At 35.6% G+C, this 19384-nt stretch carries 17 protein-coding genes; 11 read left to right on the top strand and 6 right to left on the bottom strand.

From position 1 onward, the window contains the following. The first annotated feature begins 2 nt into the window (after window positions 1-2). Window positions 3-608 carry a response regulator transcription factor gene (locus tag V7S75_RS05310; RefSeq protein WP_459511977.1) on the top strand — a complete coding sequence of 202 codons (606 nt, stop codon included), beginning with the start codon at window positions 3-5 and terminating at the stop codon, window positions 606-608. A 565-nt stretch (window positions 609-1173) separates the two neighbouring features. On the opposite strand, the gene V7S75_RS05305 is transcribed toward V7S75_RS05310, so the two are convergent. From V7S75_RS05305 to V7S75_RS05295, 3 genes are read right to left on the bottom strand one after another with little or no spacing between them, the layout of a single operon-like run. After that, window positions 1174-1380 carry a GDCCVxC domain-containing (seleno)protein gene (locus V7S75_RS05305; RefSeq protein ID WP_262899966.1) on the bottom strand — a complete coding sequence of 69 codons (207 nt, stop codon included), beginning with the start codon at window positions 1378-1380 and terminating at the stop codon, window positions 1174-1176. A 2-nt stretch (window positions 1381-1382) separates the two neighbouring features. Further along, window positions 1383-1982: a mercuric transport protein MerTP gene (gene merTP / locus V7S75_RS05300; RefSeq protein WP_223143226.1), complete on the bottom strand. Its 600-nt coding sequence runs from the start codon at window positions 1980-1982 to the stop codon at window positions 1383-1385. Next, window positions 1979-2353: an ArsR/SmtB family transcription factor gene (locus V7S75_RS05295; RefSeq protein WP_223143227.1), complete on the bottom strand. Its 375-nt coding sequence runs from the start codon at window positions 2351-2353 to the stop codon at window positions 1979-1981. Before V7S75_RS05295 ends, merTP begins: the two co-directional genes overlap by 4 nt. Before the next feature lie 1025 nt (window positions 2354-3378). Between V7S75_RS05295 and V7S75_RS05290 the strand changes: the two genes are divergently transcribed. The 10 genes from V7S75_RS05290 to V7S75_RS05245 all read left to right on the top strand — a co-directional run bounded on the left by V7S75_RS05290 (window position 3379) and on the right by V7S75_RS05245 (window position 17417). After that, window positions 3379-3978, top strand: coding sequence for a DUF3347 domain-containing protein (locus V7S75_RS05290; RefSeq protein ID WP_459511975.1), 600 nt, complete (start codon window positions 3379-3381; stop codon window positions 3976-3978). Further along, complete coding sequence (locus tag V7S75_RS05285) at window positions 3975-4538, top strand: helix-turn-helix domain-containing protein (RefSeq protein WP_127804766.1); 564 nt, start codon at window positions 3975-3977, stop codon at window positions 4536-4538. Before V7S75_RS05290 ends, V7S75_RS05285 begins: the two co-directional genes overlap by 4 nt. A 109-nt stretch (window positions 4539-4647) precedes the next feature. Further along, a complete protein-coding gene (locus V7S75_RS05280; protein WP_223143228.1) occupies window positions 4648-5085 on the top strand; it encodes a hypothetical protein in 438 nt (145 codons plus the stop codon). Between the two features lie 69 nt (window positions 5086-5154). Further along, window positions 5155-5868: a heavy-metal-associated domain-containing protein gene (locus tag V7S75_RS05275; RefSeq protein ID WP_127804762.1), complete on the top strand. Its 714-nt coding sequence runs from the start codon at window positions 5155-5157 to the stop codon at window positions 5866-5868. Window positions 5869-5886: 18 nt separating this feature from the next. Next, a complete protein-coding gene (locus tag V7S75_RS05270) occupies window positions 5887-8142 on the top strand; it encodes a multicopper oxidase domain-containing protein (RefSeq protein WP_459511972.1) in 2256 nt (751 codons plus the stop codon). 64 nt (window positions 8143-8206) lie between these two features. Then, the gene (locus tag V7S75_RS05265) at window positions 8207-8767 is read left to right on the top strand and encodes a DUF2911 domain-containing protein (protein WP_109323757.1); all 561 of its coding nucleotides are present in this window, start codon (window positions 8207-8209) and stop codon (window positions 8765-8767) included. Window positions 8768-8880: 113 nt separating this feature from the next. Then, window positions 8881-9198: a DUF6660 family protein gene (locus V7S75_RS05260; RefSeq protein WP_377975375.1), complete on the top strand. Its 318-nt coding sequence runs from the start codon at window positions 8881-8883 to the stop codon at window positions 9196-9198. A gap of 233 nt (window positions 9199-9431) precedes the next feature. Continuing rightward, window positions 9432-13829, top strand: coding sequence for a CusA/CzcA family heavy metal efflux RND transporter (locus V7S75_RS05255; RefSeq protein ID WP_109323756.1), 4398 nt, complete (start codon window positions 9432-9434; stop codon window positions 13827-13829). 1 nt (window position 13830) lies between these two features. Further along, on the top strand, window positions 13831-15072 hold the full coding sequence (locus V7S75_RS05250; RefSeq protein ID WP_459511970.1) for an efflux RND transporter periplasmic adaptor subunit: 1242 nt from the start codon (window positions 13831-13833) through the stop codon (window positions 15070-15072). Between the two features lie 311 nt (window positions 15073-15383). Then, window positions 15384-17417, top strand: coding sequence for a heavy metal translocating P-type ATPase (locus V7S75_RS05245; RefSeq protein WP_109323750.1), 2034 nt, complete (start codon window positions 15384-15386; stop codon window positions 17415-17417). 18 nt (window positions 17418-17435) lie between these two features. On the opposite strand, the gene V7S75_RS05240 is transcribed toward V7S75_RS05245, so the two are convergent. The 3 genes from V7S75_RS05240 to V7S75_RS05230 form a co-directional block, all read right to left on the bottom strand. Next, window positions 17436-17849, bottom strand: a complete 414-nt coding sequence (locus V7S75_RS05240) for a hypothetical protein (RefSeq protein WP_459511968.1) — start codon at window positions 17847-17849, stop codon at window positions 17436-17438. Between the two features lie 432 nt (window positions 17850-18281). Continuing rightward, window positions 18282-18899: a recombinase family protein gene (locus tag V7S75_RS05235; protein WP_223143233.1), complete on the bottom strand. Its 618-nt coding sequence runs from the start codon at window positions 18897-18899 to the stop codon at window positions 18282-18284. Window positions 18900-19014: 115 nt separating this feature from the next. After that, complete coding sequence (locus tag V7S75_RS05230) at window positions 19015-19260, bottom strand: hypothetical protein (RefSeq protein ID WP_459511966.1); 246 nt, start codon at window positions 19258-19260, stop codon at window positions 19015-19017. Between the last annotated feature and the right edge of the window lie 124 nt (window positions 19261-19384).

The following is a 19384-nucleotide window of genomic DNA, read 5'->3' as shown; positions in this document are numbered from 1 at the left end:
CGATGGAAGAAAAGCGAATTATCATTTTGGAAGATGAGATTATTGTGGCCTTGGATATTAAAGAGATTCTGGAAAATCTAGGCTATGTTTGTCAGGTATTTCATGACTTTAATGCGGCTTTATTGGCCCTCGATACGTTTAATCCACACTTAGCCATCTGCGATATAAATATTGGCGAAGGTCCAAGTGGAATTGATTTTGTGCGACAGGCGCAGCAATTGAGGCCGCAATTAGCTATTATTTATTTGACTGCATTTAGTGACCGAAAGATCGTTGAATTGGCGGGGAAGACGCATCCGGTTAATTATATATTGAAACCTTGGAGCGACCATCAGATACGCGTTTCTGTGGAAATGGCATTTGATCAATTACAGGAGTTTGATTTGCAGAGCCAGAAACTGGGAGATCTGACTCATGCGGAATTGAGAATCTTGGAACTGATTGCGCAAAATAAGAAAACCAAAGAAATCGCAGATTTGCTTTTCATCTCCGAAAAAACGGTTAAAAACCACCGTTATCATATTAGTAAGAAGTTGAATTTGTCAACGGAAAACAACAGCTTACTAACTTTTGCTCTGAGTCATTTTGGGTATAAAAATGAGGCCTAGGTCTCATTGTGGGAATCGCGGGAACGATGTTCCTTTGTATTGTAAATAATTCTAGTTCTAATACACATCACGCGATTACCTAACCCTAATACCTTAAATTTATGCGAAGCCCTCTGCTAGGAATAGTGGGGGGCTTTATTTTTGGTTACAAGCAAAAAGGACATCTCTTTCGAAATGTCCTTCTTTATTATCCGATCATTAAGTAGCCCCGGAAGGAATCGAACCTTCATCTTAGGTACCGGAAACCTACATTATCACAAAACATGTGTTTATTTGATTTAAAGACCATATTTGGGTCTTTTTGTGAAGCAAAATGTGTGTTTTTGGGAGGTTTGCTACACAAGTGCTGCACAAATATTAAAGTTTAAAACTTCGTTTAAATTGAAGGAAGTAAACTATTACCTCTTTTTGATTTGTGCTCCCCTTACAGACGAAAGATGCAGCTTCGGGGAACTTTATAAGTTCATAACCATTAGAAAACTAATGAGTTACGTTTAAGTCTCAATACAAAGATAACACTTTTTGAAAAATTAACCATTTTCTAATTTTTCTTAATTGGATTCGATTAGCAACATTTTTTGTCCTGTTGTATTGGTGGACATGGTACGCTTCCATAACTACAATAAACACAACAATCACCTTGTAAAGGTTTTAATTTTGTTTTACAGCTTTCACATTCATAAAAATACTGACATGCATCTGTTGGCATTGTTTCCTCTTTTTGGTGTCCACAGTTTGGGCAAGTTATTACTGATTGTAATTTAATATCCATTATTATTTAATTTTACTTTTTAGTGATTTATACCCTGTGGAATTGATAGCTTTTTCGATTTCTGTTATACTCGTTTGTTTATTGTCAAACTTAACAATTGCGTTGCCGTTCTCATAGGAAACCAAAACTTCAGCAATTCCTTTTAGTTTACTAATCTCTGTTTTGACATGATGTTCGCAACTTGAACAAGTCATCCCTTTAATTGTAAACTCAACTTTTTGAGTTTTATACTCCTGTGTAATAATTGAACTATTATTAACTTTTGGGAAAAAAACACTAGCATAAATTGGAAATGATAAGAGCAGAATTGCAATAACTGAAACAATTCCTAAAAATGATTTTGTTTGCATAAAATTTTGTTTTTCGTCTATTTCACATTTACAATCAATTTGCTTTTTCGGTTTTAGTTTTTGATACCAAGCAAATCCTAACACAAAAATTGTTAAACCAATTAAATATGGTCTAAATGGTTCAACCCAAGAAAAGGTTGAAGCTAGTCCGCTAGTTCCTGCGATGAGAGCCAATACAGGGGTGATACAACATAATGAAGCCGCAAACGCTGTCAAAAGACCTGTACCAATTAGTTTTTTGTCGGTTTTCATATTGTTTCTAAAATTTTGTTATCGTAGATTATTTTAAAAAATGGTTTAAAGAAAAGGTCATATTCTTTAGTCATTGAGTAATAAATCGTTTGTGCTTCTCTTTCGGTTTTAATAAGATTCTTGTCTTTGAGTTTTCGCAAGTGTTGAGAAACTGCCGAAATAGTCATCCCTAAAATATCACTTAAATCACATACACAAAGTCGATTTTCTTCATAAAGTAGAAACAAGATTTTAAATCTTACACTATTCCCAGCCAATTCAAGTCCGTTGGACAAATAATCAAACGACCCTTGGAGTTCTGAAACACGTTCTTTACAGCGAAGAATTTGTCTAATGTCTGCTTGTTGTCTTATACAAGAAGGTTTATCCATAATGCGAATATAGTGAACATTTCTTATTTAAGTAATTGCTAAAATAAGCAAAAATAGGTCTGAAATAAAAATTCTTATTGAAAGTGGTTAAACAAATCACTAAACCTGCTACTTGACTTGAAACAAAAAAATCGATGAATAGATGAAATAGAGGTGGATTTTAAAAAAAATAAGTCACCATTTCTGATGACTTTTCTGTTTGCTCCCCTTAGATACGAAAGATGCAACTGTAATGCGATGATTGAGTATGTGACAATCAGGAAATTGAAGGGTTGAAATTTGTGTAATTCCGTAAATTGGAGGAAGTTTATGACCCCTTCCAACGATGAAAATTAACAATTTATCCCGCAAAGAACTCTATGACATTGTGTGGTCAAAACCGTAATTAAATTATCATTAAGTTTGAGTAAATCTGAGTCGGATACCACAATCCTTCTCTTCTTTCATAAATATTACTAATTAATAGGAAATCCAAATCTGTAATAATTTGACGATTGAATCAAAATAATATTGAATAATTAAACAAATTCGTACTTTTAAGTGTTTTTAATTTTATGACAAGTAAAGTGTACATATTGCTAATGATTTCATTTTTTGTGTGTCTTATGGCACCTAAAAATGGGTATGCATGTGGAACTAATTCAAAAAAAACGGATAAATCTTGCTGTATTCAGGATAAATCAAACAATAGTAAGAAAAATAATTGTTGTGAAAGTCATAAAATGACAAGTGAAAGTAAAGATAAAAGTTGTGGCGGAAACTGTAATAATCCAAAATGTAGTTGTCCAACTTCAATTGGCCTCTTTGCCTTACAGAATAGGGTTGAATTAAATAGAGAAAACAGATTCTCTGAGATTAATAGATTAAAATCTTATTACAATGAAACCTATAGTTCTTCGGGTTTCGGCTACATTTGGATTCCTCCCAATATAGTATAATTCAATACTTTGTAGGGATAGGTATGTCCCATCGAAAGCAATCCTTGCTTAATTGTAAAGTATTTTTAAAATCTAAATTTTTGAAAAATGAAATCAATAAAATTATTGATGGCAATGTCATTATTGCTGTCTATCACATCGTGTTATGCGAAAATAGGAAATGTTAGACTACCTGAATTTAATTCGTTTATCAATGTTGGGTCTCCGCAATTGGTTTATCAGGAGATGTCATCGCAAATTGATAAATCAAGTGAAGTGTCACAACTCAAAGCCCTTCTTGACAATTATTTTGAATTAAAAGATGCATTGGTTAAAACCGATGGAAACACGGCATCCCTAAAAGCTGAAGCATTGCTAAAAGCTATTAACTCCATTAACAAGGAATCATTAGCAAAAAACGAATATGATGAATGGATAAAGGTTATGAAAGAATTAGCATTTGATGCTGAGCATATTTCAGAAACTAAGGATGCAGGACATCAAAGGGACCATTTTATTAGTCTCTCTAAAAACATGTACTCTATAGCAAAGGTTACTAAACAGGAAGAACCGGTATATTATCAATTTTGCCCAATGGCGAATAAAGGAAAGGGTGCAAATTGGTTAAGTAAGGAAAGCTCAGTTAAGAATCCATATTATGGAGCTAAAATGTTAGGATGCGGTAAAACGGTTGAAACAATTAAATGATGAAGCTATATATTAAAAATATGGTTTGTCGACGCTGTGAAATAGTGGTGAAGTCTGAGCTGGAGAAGCTTGGGCTACACCCTCTTTCGGTAAATTTGGGAGAAGTGGAGTTGGAAGAAGACAATATAAAATATCTAAAAAATGAATTAAATGCAGTTTTAAATTCATTTGGCTTTGAGTTAATTGATGACAAAAATAGTCGATTAATTGAACGGGTTAAGACCCTAATAATTGATTTGATTCATCAGAAAAACAATGACCTACATATCAATCTTTCAAGTTACCTATCTCAAAATCTAAAGCATGATTACAATTCATTAAGTAGTCTTTTTTCTTCTTTTGAGCAAATAACAATTGAGCATTTTTTTATAAAACAGAAAATAGAAAAAGTGAAAGAATTGTTGATGTACGAAGAAATGACATTAAGTCAAATTGCCGACCAACTTAATTACAGTAGTGTCGCATATTTAAGCAATCAATTTAAAAAGGAAACGGGTTTTACACCCTCAAACTTTAAAAGATTAAAAACAATTAAACGGAATGGGATAGATAGGATTTGAAATCCAAAATTTTACAATTTTTCCTTAAAATAAAGTAATACGATAATGGTTTTTAAAGTAGAACTTTCCATTACAAATAATTCAGTTAAACTATTTAAACAATATAAGGATGAAAAATTTATTAATTGCCTTGATGCTATTTACTTCGTTTTGTTCCTTAGCACAAACTAAAGTGCCTTATGTTGATTACAAGGGGCATATTTATTATCAAAATAAACAAATTGGTAATTTAACAAAAGAGGGCAGCCTTGATAATAATGGAAAGGTTGTTACGAAAGTTAATGGTAATGGAGAGATTATCGATTCAAATGGAAAACAGCTTGGCAAACTGGCTAAAGGTAGTTCATTTGTGTATTATTTTAATGATAAAACCGAAAAGTATACAATCGGCAAGCCTTCTCATAATGGCATGTGTGAAGTAAAAAATAGTGATGGGCAAACAGTTATGCTTCTACACAATAATTATAAACAACAAGTCGCGTGTGCGATACATTGTTTACATGAAAATCATTGTATGCCTTCGGATGCCGAGCATAAGCATAAATAATTTTTTTGATGCATGTCTATTAAATGAGCGTAACCATTTTCGGTTACGCTTATTTCAATTTTTTAAATAATGAAACACACATATCAAATAACAGGTATGACCTGTAGTAGTTGTGAAACTAAAGTGAAATCAGCGCTGCAAATGATTGAAAATGTGACTGAGGTAGTAGTTACTAAGGCTGATAATTCAGCCACAATTACGATGAATAAACACATTCCATTATCAGATTTACAGCAAGCATTAGACCCCAAGTATACGATTTCTGCCATTCAATTTAATGAAACAGAGGAACTAGCAAAATCATGGTTTGAGACCTATAAACCTATTTTGTTGATTTTCTTTTATATAAGTTTGGTTGTTGTATTGGTACAAATTAATAGTGAACGATTTAATATTATGATGGCTATGCAATATTTCATGGCAGGCTTCTTTTTGGTTTTCTCGTTCTTTAAATTTTTGAATCTTAAAGGATTCGCAGAAAGTTATGTGATGTACGATGTATTAGCAAAGCGAATACCAATTTGGGCTTATTTGTATGCTTTTATAGAAGTTAGTTTAGGGATGGCTTATCTAATTAATTTTAATCCGCTAGTGACTAACATATTCACCTTTACTGTGATGAGTTTAAGTATCATTGGAGTTTTGCAGTCAGTTTTTAATAAAAGGAAAATACAATGTGCTTGTTTGGGAGCAGTTTTTAATCTGCCAATGAGTACAATTACAATAATCGAGGATGCATTGATGATAGTCATGAGTGGCTACATGATTATTAATATACTTTAAAATTAATATACTTTAAACATGAAATGGAACCCATTATTCGTTTTTTATAAATCGAATTCAATAGTTATCATATTACTTTTATTTTCATTTAATCTTTATTCTCAAAAAACGGTTCGCTACGACTTATACGTAAAAGACACGTTAGTGAATTTTGCAGGTAAAGAAAAAAGAGCGATTGCAGTTAATGGTCAAATACCAATGCCTACCTTAACATTTACCGAAGGTGATACTGCTGAAATACACGTTCATAACCTACTTAAGGAGGAAACCTCATTGCACTGGCACGGGCTATTTTTACCAAATAAGGAAGATGGAGTTCCCAATCTTACACAAATGCCCATTCGGCCTAATACAACTCATATCTATCGTTTTCCAATTATCCAAAATGGCACACATTGGTACCATTCGCATTCAGGATTACAGGAACAAATAGGAATGTATGGCAATTTTGTCATGTTAAAAAGACCAAATGACCCAACGTTTAGAAAAGGGATAGACGATTTACCTACCTTGCCAATTGTTTTGAGTGAATGGACCAATCTCAAACCCGAGAACATTCACAGGATGCTACATAATGCAAACGATTATCCTGCATTGAAAAAAAATTCCGTTCAAAGTTATGGCGAAGCCATCTCCGCTGGACATTTTAAGACCAAGTTGCAAAATGAATGGAAGCGGATGTTAGCGATGGACGTGAGTGACGTCTATTATGAAAAAATATTCATGAATGGTCAACCAAGTTCTGAACTTAAAAGTATCTCAGGAAAAGAATTAAAAGCAGGAGATAAGGTTAGGTTAAGGATTTCAAATGGGGGCGCATCATCCTATTTTTGGCTGACTTATGCCGGTGGCAAAATTACAGTTGTCGCAAACGATGGCAACGATGTTGAACCCGTAGAGGTCGACAGATTGATTATTGCAGTTTCTGAAACGTATGACATTTTGGTCGATATTCCTTCAGAAAACAAAGCTTTTGAGTTTTTAGCAACTACTGAAGACCGAACAAATTCTGCTTCTATTTTTATTGGGAACGGTGTAAAACAATTAAAATCACCATTACCTCGATTAAAATATTTTGAAGGTATGAAGATGATGAATGATATGATGAAGATGAATGGCGAACTTGATGATATGGGTATGGCTATGAGTTTAAATCAAATGGATATGAATGTGGTGATGTATCCCGAAATAACAGGTGATGCTGATGCTAAACAAGATGATAATAACCCAAATCGTTATAATGCTAATGCGCTAGGAGATATTATTACATTGAATTATGCGATGTTGAAGTCTCCGATTATCACAGCTTTACCCAAGGAAGCTCCAGTCAAAGAATTGTTCTTCAAACTCTCAGGTAATATGAATCGATATGTTTGGAGTATAGATAATAAAGTCGTTTCAGAAGCAGATAAAATCTTAATTAAAAAAGGAGAAAATGTTAGAATTATTCTCTACAATGGCTCAATGATGCGCCATCCAATGCACCTACATGGTCATGACTTTAGATTGCTCAATGGTCAAGGAGAAAATGCTCCTTTGAAAAACATCGTAGATGTAATGCCCATGGAGACAGATACATTAGAATTTAATGCCAATGTTGAAGGAGATTGGTTTTTCCATTGTCATATCTTATATCACATGATGAGCGGAATGGGAAGAGTATTAAGTTATGAAAATCAAAAGCCAAATCCTTTGATTCCCAATCCTAAACTTGCCCAACGTAAATTATTCGCAGACGACCGTAAATTTCATTTTATGGTAGAAAATGATGTTGCCACCAGTGGGAATGATGGAATGGCAATGTTACAAAGTACTCGTTGGAGTATTGGGTCAGAATGGCGATTAGGCTATCATGATTTTCATGGATACGAAGTAGAAACACATATCGGTCGATACATTGGTAAAATGCAATGGTTAATGCCATTTATTGGTTTTGATTGGCGTTATAGAAAGTTTGGAATAGATAAACAAGAAACAAATCTATTTGGTCAGTCAAATAGTAAGGACCAAAGAAGTCTTTTTACTGTCGGTGTGAATTACACGCTGCCATTGCTTATAATTGGTCAAGCTGAAATCTATCAAGATGGAAATGTTCGTTTTCAACTTATGAGGGAAGATATGCCTATTACGAAACGACTTAGAATGAGTTTTATGCTTAACACAGATAAGGAATACATGGCAGGATTTCGTTACATCGTAAACAAAAACATGGGCATTTCATCTCATTATGATAGCGATATGGGATTTGGTGCTGGAATAACTTTTTCTTACTAAAATTTAATAAAAGTCTGTTGAGAGAATTCAAAATGAAAGTTTAAATTAAACGAAAAACAAAATCATGAAAAAAATCATCGTTTTAACGCTTTTGGGGGCACTACCAACGGGTGTTTTTGCCCAACACGAAAACCACCAACCCAAAGTCGATACTAGTATGACAGCAGTAAAACCCAAAAGTCCTAAAATGACAGCAATGGCTATGATTGGGACAAATCACATACATATAGAATATGGTTCACCGAGTGTGAGAGGACGGAATATTTGGAATGGATTAGTTGCCTACAATCAAGTGTGGTCATCGGGAGCGCACAAAGCTACATGGATAGATTTTGGTCAGGATATAATGGTTGAAGGTAAAGTTATTCCAAAAGGCAAATATGGATTTTTTACTATTCCTGATAAAGAAACGTGGACTTTGATTTTGAGTAAAGCATGGGATATGCATCTGGCTGATGATTATAAACAAGAAAATGACATCATTCGAATTAAGGTAAAACCCATCAAAAGCGATAAGTTAGTTGAAGCACTTATGTATGAAGTATTGCCGACCATGGCAAACGAAGGCAAGATAAAATTGAGCTGGGAGTTTTTGAGCGTTGAGTTTCCGTTTAAGAATAGGTAATTGAATTTATGGAAAAAAATGACGAAAATTTAAATGTTTTCGTCATTAAAAATACTTTCATAACTATTATGATATTGTTGGTTTTTTCCATTTAAAAGTTTAATATTGCCATAATGAAAATTTCTACATTAGCATTAAGTTTTTATCTATTGACGTTGTCATGTTTCGCATGCAACGAGTTAAATCTGTCTTTTTATAGTAGTTTTCAGGTAGTGAGTGCGGAAAATAATCATAACCATAATGAACAAAATTCAGAGGCATGTACGCCATTTTGTAACTGTTCATGCTGCCCGTCATCGGCATTTTATCAACCCATACAGCACTTCAATTGGGTTATAATATCATTTCAGTCGGTAAAATACCCTATTTACAATTCCTCTTTTCATATAGAGGTTTTCTATTCAATTTGGCAACCGCCTAAATTAGCTTAATTACTCCTTTTATTGAAATTGTAGAATAGCCATAGAAATGTCATGTATGGCATTTTTAATTAATCTTTTTCCATTATATAATGGCAAAAAGAAAAAAATCCAATAGGCAAAACGGTCGTTGGGTTTAAGAGTATTTAAGTACAATTTTATAACCCTTTTATTGTATCATTTTTTTAGCAGCTTTTGCCAAAAGGAGTATGCATAAATACAGTCATATTACTAAATAGAAAAAAATGTTTCAAAATATAATTCAGTTTTCAATAAAGAACAAACTTATAATTGGTGCATTCACGTTGGTACTCATTATTTGGGGCGTTATATCCGCTATGCTGTTGCCAATTGATGCTGTGCCTGACATCACAAATAATCAGGTACAGATAATTACACAAGCCCCAACATTAGGCGCAGAGGAAGTAGAACAGTTCATAACTACTCCTATTGAGCTCGCGATGGCCAACATTCCCAATGTAATTGAAAAGCGGAGTATTAGTCGTAGTGGTATTTCGGTAATCACTATTGTGTTTAAAGACAATGCCGACATCTATTGGGCAAGACAGCAGATAAGCGAACGCCTCAAAGAAGCAGAAGCACAAATTCCACAGGGATTGGGTGAACCCACCTTAGCACCCATCACAACAGGTTTAGGCGAGATTTATCAATATATCATTCATGCTAAAAAAGGTTATGAAAACAAATATACTGCTACCGATTTGCGTACTATGCAGGATTGGATTGTCCGCAGGCAGTTAGCTGGTACAGAGGGTTTAGCAGAAGTGAGCGGCTGGGGTGGCTATGTAAAGCAGTATGAAATTGCTTTGGATAACGAAAAGCTCAATGCAATGAATATTACCATTCCTGAAATTTATAAAGCCTTAGAAAGCAACAACGAAAACACCGGAGGCAGCTATATAGAGCAACGAAGCAATTCCTACTTTATTCGTGGTTTAGGCTTAGTAAAATCGTTGAGTGATATTGAAAAAATTATTGTGAAGACTATAAACGGAATACCCGTTTTAATCCGTGATGTAGCAACAGTACAGTTTGGTACTGCCACCCGTTACGGAGCAGTTACAAGAAACGGTGAGGGCGAAGTAGTGGCAGGAATTACACTCATGCTCAAAGGTGAAAACTTTGCACAGGTAATCGCCAACGTTAAACAGCGAATGGTACAAATACAAAAATCATTGCCTGAAGGTGTAGTAATAGAACCATTCATTGATAGAACCGAATTAGTGAACAGGGCAATGGGTACAGTAGAAAAAAATCTAATTGAAGGTGGTTTAATTGTAATATTCCTATTGGTTTTGCTCTTAGGTAATTTAAGGGCGGGTCTTATTGTAGCTTCTGTAATTCCTTTAGCGATGCTCTTCGCCATAATACTGATGAACCTGTTTGGCGTAAGCGGCAACCTGATGAGTTTAGGAGCTATTGACTTCGGGCTTATTGTAGATGGTGCGGTAATCATAGTAGAAGCAATTGTACACAGAATTTACATGAGCAAGCATCATCATATTGGTTTGAATAAACTTTCACAATCACAAATGGATGATGAAGTGTTTCAAGCTGCGTCAAAAATCAGGAGCAGTGCAGCATTTGGCGAAATCATCATCTTAATTGTTTACCTGCCGCTTTTTGCGTTAGTAGGCATCGAGGGGAAAATGTTTAAGCCAATGGCTCAAACTGTGGCTTTTGCAATATTGGGTGCCTTCATACTTTCATTAACCTATGTGCCAATGATGAGTGCTCTTTTTCTAAGTAAAAAAACTACGCATAAAAAGAATATTTCCGATAGAATAATTGGCTTTTGTCAAAAACTTTATGAACCTATACTGAGTTGGGCTTTACGCTGGAAAAAAACCGTTGTGTTTACAATGGCAGTATTGTTTACTGGCAGCATAATATTGTTCAACAGCTTAGGTGGTGAGTTTATCCCTACACTGGAAGAAGGCGACCTCACAGTTGAAATAAGGATGGAACAAGGCACATCATTAACACAGGTGGTAGAAACATTCAGCAAGGCAGAAAAAATATTAAAAGATAAATTCCCCGAAATAAGACAGGCGGTAACAAGAATAGGCAGTGCTGAAATACCTACCGACCCTATGCCCATCGAAAGAGGCGATATGATGCTTTCCATGAAGCCGAAAGAAGAATGGACATCGGCAAATACCCGTGAAGCCATGATGGAAAAAATGGAAGAGGCACTAAGTATTTTACCCGGTGTAAGTTTTGAAATTACACAACCCATGCAGATGCGGTTTAATGAACTCATTACAGGCATCAAACAGGATGTGGCAATAAAAATTTATGGTTCCGATTTGGAAATCCTGAATGCACAGGCAAATAAAGTGGCAGAGCTTATCAAAAATGTAAAAGGAGTAAGTGAGCCCTTCGTAGAAAAAGTAAGTGGACTGCCTCAAATACAGGTGGTATACAACCGTGATAAAATTGCCCAATACGGGTTAACCATCAGTGACGTAAACATGGTGCTGAAAACTGCTTTTGCAGGTAATGTTGCAGGTGTGGTGTTTGAAGGGGATAAACGGTTTGACATGGTGGTGCGGTTACAAAAAGATTTGCGTAAAGATTTCAGTAACATTGAAAATCTATATGTGCCATTACCATCTGGAAATAAGGTGCCTATTAACCAGGTAGCGGATATTTCATTTAAAACAGCACCCGCACAAATTAGTCATGAAGATGGCCAACGCAGAATTTTTGTAGGCTTTAATGTGCATGGTCGTGATGTGGAAAGCACGGTGGAAGAAATACAACCCATTTTAGATGCAAATCTTAAACTTCCGGCTGGTTATTATTACACCTATGGCGGTCAGTTTCAAAACCTTCAAGAAGCAAAGGCAAGATTAGGAATTGCAGTTCCTGTAGCGTTATTGCTCATTATAATATTGCTTTACATCACCTTCAAAAGTCTAAAACAATCCTTTCTCATATTTACTGCCGTACCGTTATCAGCCATTGGAGGCATCATCGCATTATGGTTAAGAGGTATGCCATTCAGCATTTCGGCAGGTGTAGGTTTCATTGCCTTGTTTGGTGTAGCAGTATTAAATGGTATTGTATTGATAGGTTATTTCAACCAGTTAAAAGACGAAGGCATTACCGACATATATGAGAGAGTTAGAAAAGGAACAGCAGTAAGATTAAGACCCGTAATAATGACAGCTATGGTAGCATCATTAGGTTTTCTGCCAATGGCACTTTCTACAGGTGCAGGTGGTGAAGTACAAAAACCATTAGCAACCGTTGTGATCGGTGGTTTAATTACCGCTACCATATTAACCCTGCTGGTGCTTCCGGCACTTTATATTTTATTCAACACTAAAATCAATTTCAAACCAAATAAAATGAATAAAGCAAAGCCACCTGTCAATACTACGGTTGTGTTAGTGCTGTTTACATTTATCGGTTTATTTGCAGGAAAAACTTATGCACAAAGCAATCAAAAAACGTTGCAGGAGTGCATTGATATAGCACTTAAAAATAATCTGCAACTGAAAGTAGCAGACTTAAACATTCAGCAATCGCAGGTAATGCAAAAGACCGGCTTTAGTCCTGATAAAACAAACATACAACTCACCCAGGACCCTACCAGTGGCGGAAATATTGATAACAGTATTGGTATTACTCAAACGTTTTCTTTTCCAACAGTGTATGCCAATCAAAATAAACTATTGAAACAGGAAACTATGCTGGCTCAAAAATCAAAGCTGCTATCGCAAAATGAAATTATCAAAGAAGTAACCACAGCCTATTACAATTTGTTGTATGGCTTGCAAAGAGTAAAACTTTTGCAGCAGCAGGATAGCATATACAGCAATTTTCTAAAAAGGGCTACCCTTCGTTATAATACAGGTGAAACTAATCAGTTGGAGAAAATGCAAGCCGAAAGCAAATACAAAGAAAACCTTTTACAATTGAAACAGGCAAATACTACTGTAAGCAGTTATCAGTTGGCTTTGCAAAAGTGGTTGAACTCAGCCGAGCCAATTATGCCAAAAGAAAATGAGTTGGCAAAATTGCCCGATATTTTTATGGCTGATACTGCATCTATACAATCAAACCCATTAATTCAGTATTACAATCAAAAGTTGAATGTAAATACAGCACAGGTAAAGGTTGAAAAAAGCAAATTGTTACCGGATTTGAATGCAGGCTACTACCATCAAATGGTTGTTAGTGGTTTTGATCCTGCAAAAACTAACCGTAATTATTTCCCTGGCACAAGGATAGCAGGTTTACAGGTAGGCATAGGTATTCCTTTATTTTTCGGCTCACAAAAAGCAAAAATTAAGGCTGCTCAAATAAATACTACTTTAATTGAAACAGAGAAGCAGCAAACACTGCTATTTCTGCAAAGCAGTTATCTTCTTCAGTACAACGAATACCTGAAAGCAAAGGAAGGTTTACAATACTACGAAACCACAGGTTTAAAACAGGCGGATGATATTATCCGTATTTCAAACACGGCATATACCAAAGGTGAAATTGGTTACATGGAGTATATCCAAAATCTGCAAACCGCTATCAATACAAAACTGCAATATACCGATGCAGTAAACCAGTTCAATCAGTCCATTATATTGTTAAACTATTTAAAAGGGAACAAATAAAATGAAGTCAATTAATATAAAGTCAATCGGTGCAATTACATTTTTTGCAAGTGCAATTATTTTTTCTTCCTGCAAGCAAAGCAATAAAACGGAAACAAAAGAAGTGCCTAAAGCAAAAGAAGAAAATACAGCAGCAATAGAAGTGTCCGCAGAACAAATGAAGGCCGTGGGCATTGAGTTAGGTACAATAGAAATGAAAAACCTCAACAGTGTGGTAAAATCAAGCGGTCAGCTGGAAGTTCCCCCTCAAAACAAAGCCGATGTAAATTCACTGGTTTCCGGCATTATTAAAAAAGTGCTGGTATTAGAAGGCAGTTTTGTTCACCAGGGCCAAACAGTAGCGATTTTAGAAAATACAGACATAGTGAAGCTGCAGCAGGATTACCTGATGCTCAAAAAGGAATTAGTTTATACCGGCCAGGAGTACCAACGACAAAAGGAACTCAATACCGAAAGTGCAGGAACGGGCAAGATATTTCAACAAGCAGCAGCAAAATACGAAACAGATAAAGCAAGGATGCAGGGAATGGAAACACAATTACAGCAGTTAAATATCAGCCCTGCATCCGTAGCCAATGGTAAATTTGTAAGCCAAATTCCAATTATTGCACCCATCAGCGGTGTCATAGGGCATATACGAATTAAGACCGGCAGCTATGTAGATATGCAAACATCCCTGATGGATATTGTAGATAATTCGCAGGTGCATTGCGATTTGCAGGTGTACGAGAAAGATTTGTTCAAGGTGAAGAGCGGGCAAAAAGTGGTGTTCATTCTTACCAATCAAAACAATAAGCAAATCACTGGTACAATTTTCGGCATCAATCAGTCCTTCGAAAATGAAAACAAATCCGTAATTGTTCATGCCAAAATAAACAATACAGGTAGCATCAGGTTATTGCCTGGTATGTATGTATCTGCATTGATTAATGTAGGCAATCAAACGGTGCAGGCTGTTCCTGTTGATGCAGTCGTAAATGCAGAAGGGAAAACGTTCATTTTTATAGTAAGTGGGGAGGAAGAAAACACAGAAGAAAAAGGGCCTAAAGAAAAGAGTGAAAAAGCTATCGGTGCCAATCCTGAAAAAAGTATCCGGTTTAAAAAGGTTGAAGTAATTACAGGCGTAACAGAATTAGGCTATGTAGAAATAACACCGCTTGAAGAAATGCCTAAAGATGCGATGATAGTTACCAAAGGTGCTTTCTATGTTCTATCAAAAGCAGCAGGGGGCGAAGAAGAATAATAAAAGTATATTATGACAAACACAACACAATTCTCCGATGTTCAAAGAATACCGAAAAATGAAGTTTTAAACATGAAAAAATAAAAATCAATGAAAAATGTAAATCAACTTATGCAAGAAATAATCTCAATCTCTTCAACGATTGAATCAGATTATCCTGAACTATACAAATATTTGGATGAAACTCCCTTCAAGATTTGTGAAACCAATAAAAATGAAATCTGTATCTTATATTTAGAAGAATACCTTAAAACCCTGAAGGAACAACTTAAGGATTACATTTCCTCGCATAATAAATTAAACGGAAAAAAATGATAAATACAGATCCAAATCACGTTCATACCTACGATGCAGAAGGAAAGATTAGTTGCTGTACTTTAGAAGATAGAGTGTACGGTAAAGCTGGTGCAGATAATTTGCTACATGACATAAAAGCAAATGACAGTAAGCCTGTTCAAAAAACGGAAATAGCTGAAAGTAGTATACTCAAACAATATCTTCCGGCTATCATCAGTTTTAGTATGCTGCTTATTGGCATTGCCGCAGATAATTATTTTAAGCCTGCTTTTTTTACACAATATATTCGCTTTGCATGGTATGCAATGGCCTACCTGCCAGTTGGCTTTCCTGTAATAAAAGAAGGTTGGGAAGCTATTCTTAAAAAGGAGTTCTTTACAGAGTTCACATTAATGGTTTTGGCAACTTCAGGGGCCTTTGCCATAGGGCAATATCCAGAAGGCGTAGCCGTGATGTTATTCTATGCCATAGGAGAATTGTTTCAAAGTGCAGCAGTCAGTAAAGCAAAGAATAACATTAAAGCCTTATTGGATGTTCGTCCATCCTCTGCCAGTGTTTTTAGAAATAATAGGTACGAAGATGTAAAACCCGAAGAAGTTCAAATAAACGAAACTATTCAAATAAAGGCGGGTGAAAAAGTGCCGCTGGATGGCGAAATGCTAAGTGATGGCAGTAGCTTCAATACAGCAGCCCTTACAGGCGAAAGCAAACCAAAATCAATTTACAAAGGAGGCCCGGTATTGGCGGGTATGCTAAACCTTGATAAAGTAATTGAACTAAAAGTAACCAAAAAATTTGCCGACAGTTCACTGGCACGCATTTTAGACATGGTGCAAAATGCAACAGCCCGCAAAGCAAAAACAGAATTATTGATAAGAAAGTTTGCAAAAATCTATACACCCATTGTATTCTTTTTAGCCGTTGCGTTGGTTGTAATTCCCTACTTCGTTGTAAGCGATTATGTATTTGCACAATGGCTGTACAGGGCATTAATTTTCTTGGTTATCAGTTGTCCTTGTGCCTTGGTCATTTCCATTCCTTTAGGCTATTTTGGCGGCATTGGTGCAGCCAGCAAAAACGGTATTCTTTTCAAAGGCTCAAATTACCTGGAGCTTATAACCAAACTAAATACCGTGGTGATGGATAAAACAGGAACATTAACAGCAGGTGTTTTTAAAGTACAGGAAATTGTAACCAATGGAATGGACAAAAGTGAGTTCATCAAAACATTGGCAGCATTGGAAGCAAAATCAACACACCCTATTGCCAAAGCCATAGCCGAATATGAAAAGAACCAAACAAAGATGTATCAGGCAGAGGAGGTAGTAGAAATTCCCGGGCATGGTTTAAAAGGAAAAGTAAATGGCAACGATGTGTTGGCCGGCAATACCAGGCTGTTAAATAAATTCGGTATTAGGTACGATACGAAATTGGATGAAATTATAGAAAGCATAGTGGTAGTCGCCATAAATAATCAATATACAGGTTATGTGCTCATTGCCGATGAAGTAAAAGAAGATGCACAGGAAGCCATTAAGCAATTGCACCAAAATGGTATTACTCAAATTGTAATGCTTAGTGGCGACAAAAATTCTATTACGCAAAAAGTAGCAAAGCACATAGGTATAGAGTCTGCCTTTGGTGATTTATTGCCCGAAAGCAAAGTACAAAAGGTAGAAGAATTAAAACAAGACAAATCCAAAATAATTGCCTTCGTTGGTGATGGGATTAATGATGCCCCTGTTTTAGCATTAAGTGATGTTGGTATTTCAATGGGGGCAATGGGAAGTGATGCAGCAATAGAAACAGCAAATGTAGTAATACAGACAGATCAGCCTTCAAAAATTGTAACTGCTATAAAAATAGGAAGAGCAACCCATCGTATTGTTATTCAGAATATTGTATTGGCATTTGCTGTAAAAATTATTGTAATGTCACTTGGCGCAGGTGGTTTAGCTACTATGTGGGAGGCAGTATTTGCTGATGTTGGAGTTGCACTATTGGCAATACTAAATGCAGTTAGAATTCAAAGAATGAAGTTTTACTGAATTAAAGCACAAATTAATTTACCTATTCAAGTGTCGACTTTCATCCAAATTGTCTAAGTCGTAGTCCTCGAGATTGAATTCGAAGTCTTCATCACTTAAATGAATATTCCTTCTTAGCGGACCGGTATAGAACATGTTTTCATTAACAAATTCAATGTTTTGATTTTGGATTGATGAAATTATCGATAGATTAAAAATAAGTTCTTTCAACGAGGTACTTGTAATTGCTACCATGTCATTTTCTTCCAGTTTTAGTTCTTCCAATACTTTGTAGAATAACGCTTGATAGAACTTAACCTCCTTTAGAAGTTCAAGGTTTCCAATTGTATGCGAGGCATCAGGGTTAGTAAATGTTATATTCAAGACCTTTAATTTTGACAAATTCTCGCTATCAAAATTGTCTTCTATCTGAGTAAATCCTTGTAATCTCATTTTCGTGTATTCTTTACTTTCAATTCGTTTATTATGTTCTGAGATAAACGCTCAAATTGGGATTCTGAGAGAATGATTTTCTTCGAAATAGTCTTATTCTTGATGGTATTTTTCATAAATGTTCTTTACTATAAATACCGGAAAAAATGCCAAAATTTTTAAAATGGGTTTTCACCTTAAAAGGTGTTTGTAAGGTTTTAGCGGGTAGACATTTCCAATTTCCACTAAAATTTGGGCCGGATTTTAAACGGGGAATTGACCGGGGTCTAAAAACGAAGGTATTTCATATATAAGGGAGGGCCGGTTTAGGGACTTCCTCCAGGACCTCCAGCAGGGACTCCGTATGGGCACCCCTTTTATAGTTCATGTTACCAGGATAGGTACAAATATCCTTTGGGTCTCGGCAACCACACCACATATGATTCATTTCATTTACATTACCAACATCAATTTTTTGACCTTTGTAATCGTATTGATATGAAGACCAGTAATCTTTGATATTTCAACAGATTTGTAGTTCTTCTTAAGTAATTCCATTGCACGTCTATTTTTTGACTTGGATAAGAATTTTAGCGGGTCTTCGCTGGTACCATGTTTTCTTCCTAAAAATACGTTGCCTTTCAGTTTTGCCAATTCAATTCCTTCTTTCTGTGCCGACTTAATCATGTTACGATTCATTTCCGCTATTACAGACATCATGGCAATACACATCTTTGAAATTGGATTCTCAGTTCCATCATGGTTAAGAGTTGATAGACCTTGCTCAATAAAATGAACTGGTATTTTCCTCTCGACCATAAAATGAAGAAAATCAACAATTCCCTTCAGGTCACGACCGCAGCGGTCGATTTGCCAAAAGGATACAGAACCTACCAAATCCATTGAGATTAGTTTGAATAGTTCCTTTCCACCGGGTCTTTCAAATAATGCAACCGCTCCTGAGATTTTGTCCTCTATTACCTTATCGTAGTTGGCCTCTTGAACTCGTTGTCTATCTAAGTTTTGGTCAATCGAACTGGTACGAACATATAGAATACTTAGTTTTTTCATAATATTAGACTTATGGTGTTATAACCCTAAAATTATGCCTTAATACGCTAGAATGCTGCATCTTTTGTTCAATTTCTACATGTGAGAGCTTCACATTTCAAGGTATACTCTAATATTATGTGTTTGAGTTATGATTGAAGAAGTCGTTAAGGGATTGGTAAGACTTCATCCTGTAATCGAACTCCTTCTTTGCATAATCCCGGTATTTCTTTGCCGATGGATGGTCACTTGACAACAGGTCATGAAACTGTTCCTTGGTTAATTGGGACAATGAAGTAATTGTACCTTTTGCCGGTGAATATTCATCTGAGGAAATGTCATTTTCTGTCATTTTTTCTAAAATGGTTTGAGTTTCGAACATGGGTCAATTCCCACTATACCAAATTACGACGAAATTTGTTCTAAAATAGACCTTGAATTGTGGCTGGTGATACCAACATCCCAAATTTCATTTTTTTCACTTGTTGGAAGTTACACCTATGGCC

This window comes from Aquirufa sp. TARAVU-A1A, from assembly GCF_054558675.1.
The sequence above is the reverse complement of the archived record's forward strand: the minus strand, read 5'-3'. Positions and strand labels throughout refer to the sequence as shown.

Coding starts and splice junctions, on each gene's coding strand:
- V7S75_RS05310 (WP_459511977.1), top strand. CDS start 3: ATGGAAGAAAAGCGAATTATCATTTTGGAAGATGAGATTATTGTGGCC.
- V7S75_RS05305 (WP_262899966.1), bottom strand. CDS start 1,380: ATGGATATTAAATTACAATCAGTAATAACTTGCCCAAACTGTGGACAC.
- merTP (WP_223143226.1), bottom strand. CDS start 1,982: ATGAAAACCGACAAAAAACTAATTGGTACAGGTCTTTTGACAGCGTTT.
- V7S75_RS05295 (WP_223143227.1), bottom strand. CDS start 2,353: ATGGATAAACCTTCTTGTATAAGACAACAAGCAGACATTAGACAAATT.
- V7S75_RS05290 (WP_459511975.1), top strand. CDS start 3,379: ATGAAATCAATAAAATTATTGATGGCAATGTCATTATTGCTGTCTATC.
- V7S75_RS05285 (WP_127804766.1), top strand. CDS start 3,975: ATGATGAAGCTATATATTAAAAATATGGTTTGTCGACGCTGTGAAATA.
- V7S75_RS05280 (WP_223143228.1), top strand. CDS start 4,648: ATGAAAAATTTATTAATTGCCTTGATGCTATTTACTTCGTTTTGTTCC.
- V7S75_RS05275 (WP_127804762.1), top strand. CDS start 5,155: ATGAAACACACATATCAAATAACAGGTATGACCTGTAGTAGTTGTGAA.
- V7S75_RS05270 (WP_459511972.1), top strand. CDS start 5,887: ATGAAATGGAACCCATTATTCGTTTTTTATAAATCGAATTCAATAGTT.
- V7S75_RS05265 (WP_109323757.1), top strand. CDS start 8,207: ATGAAAAAAATCATCGTTTTAACGCTTTTGGGGGCACTACCAACGGGT.
- V7S75_RS05260 (WP_377975375.1), top strand. CDS start 8,881: ATGAAAATTTCTACATTAGCATTAAGTTTTTATCTATTGACGTTGTCA.
- V7S75_RS05255 (WP_109323756.1), top strand. CDS start 9,432: ATGTTTCAAAATATAATTCAGTTTTCAATAAAGAACAAACTTATAATT.
- V7S75_RS05250 (WP_459511970.1), top strand. CDS start 13,831: ATGAAGTCAATTAATATAAAGTCAATCGGTGCAATTACATTTTTTGCA.
- V7S75_RS05245 (WP_109323750.1), top strand. CDS start 15,384: ATGATAAATACAGATCCAAATCACGTTCATACCTACGATGCAGAAGGA.
- V7S75_RS05240 (WP_459511968.1), bottom strand. CDS start 17,849: ATGAGATTACAAGGATTTACTCAGATAGAAGACAATTTTGATAGCGAG.
- V7S75_RS05235 (WP_223143233.1), bottom strand. CDS start 18,899: ATGAAAAAACTAAGTATTCTATATGTTCGTACCAGTTCGATTGACCAA.
- V7S75_RS05230 (WP_459511966.1), bottom strand. CDS start 19,260: ATGTTCGAAACTCAAACCATTTTAGAAAAAATGACAGAAAATGACATT.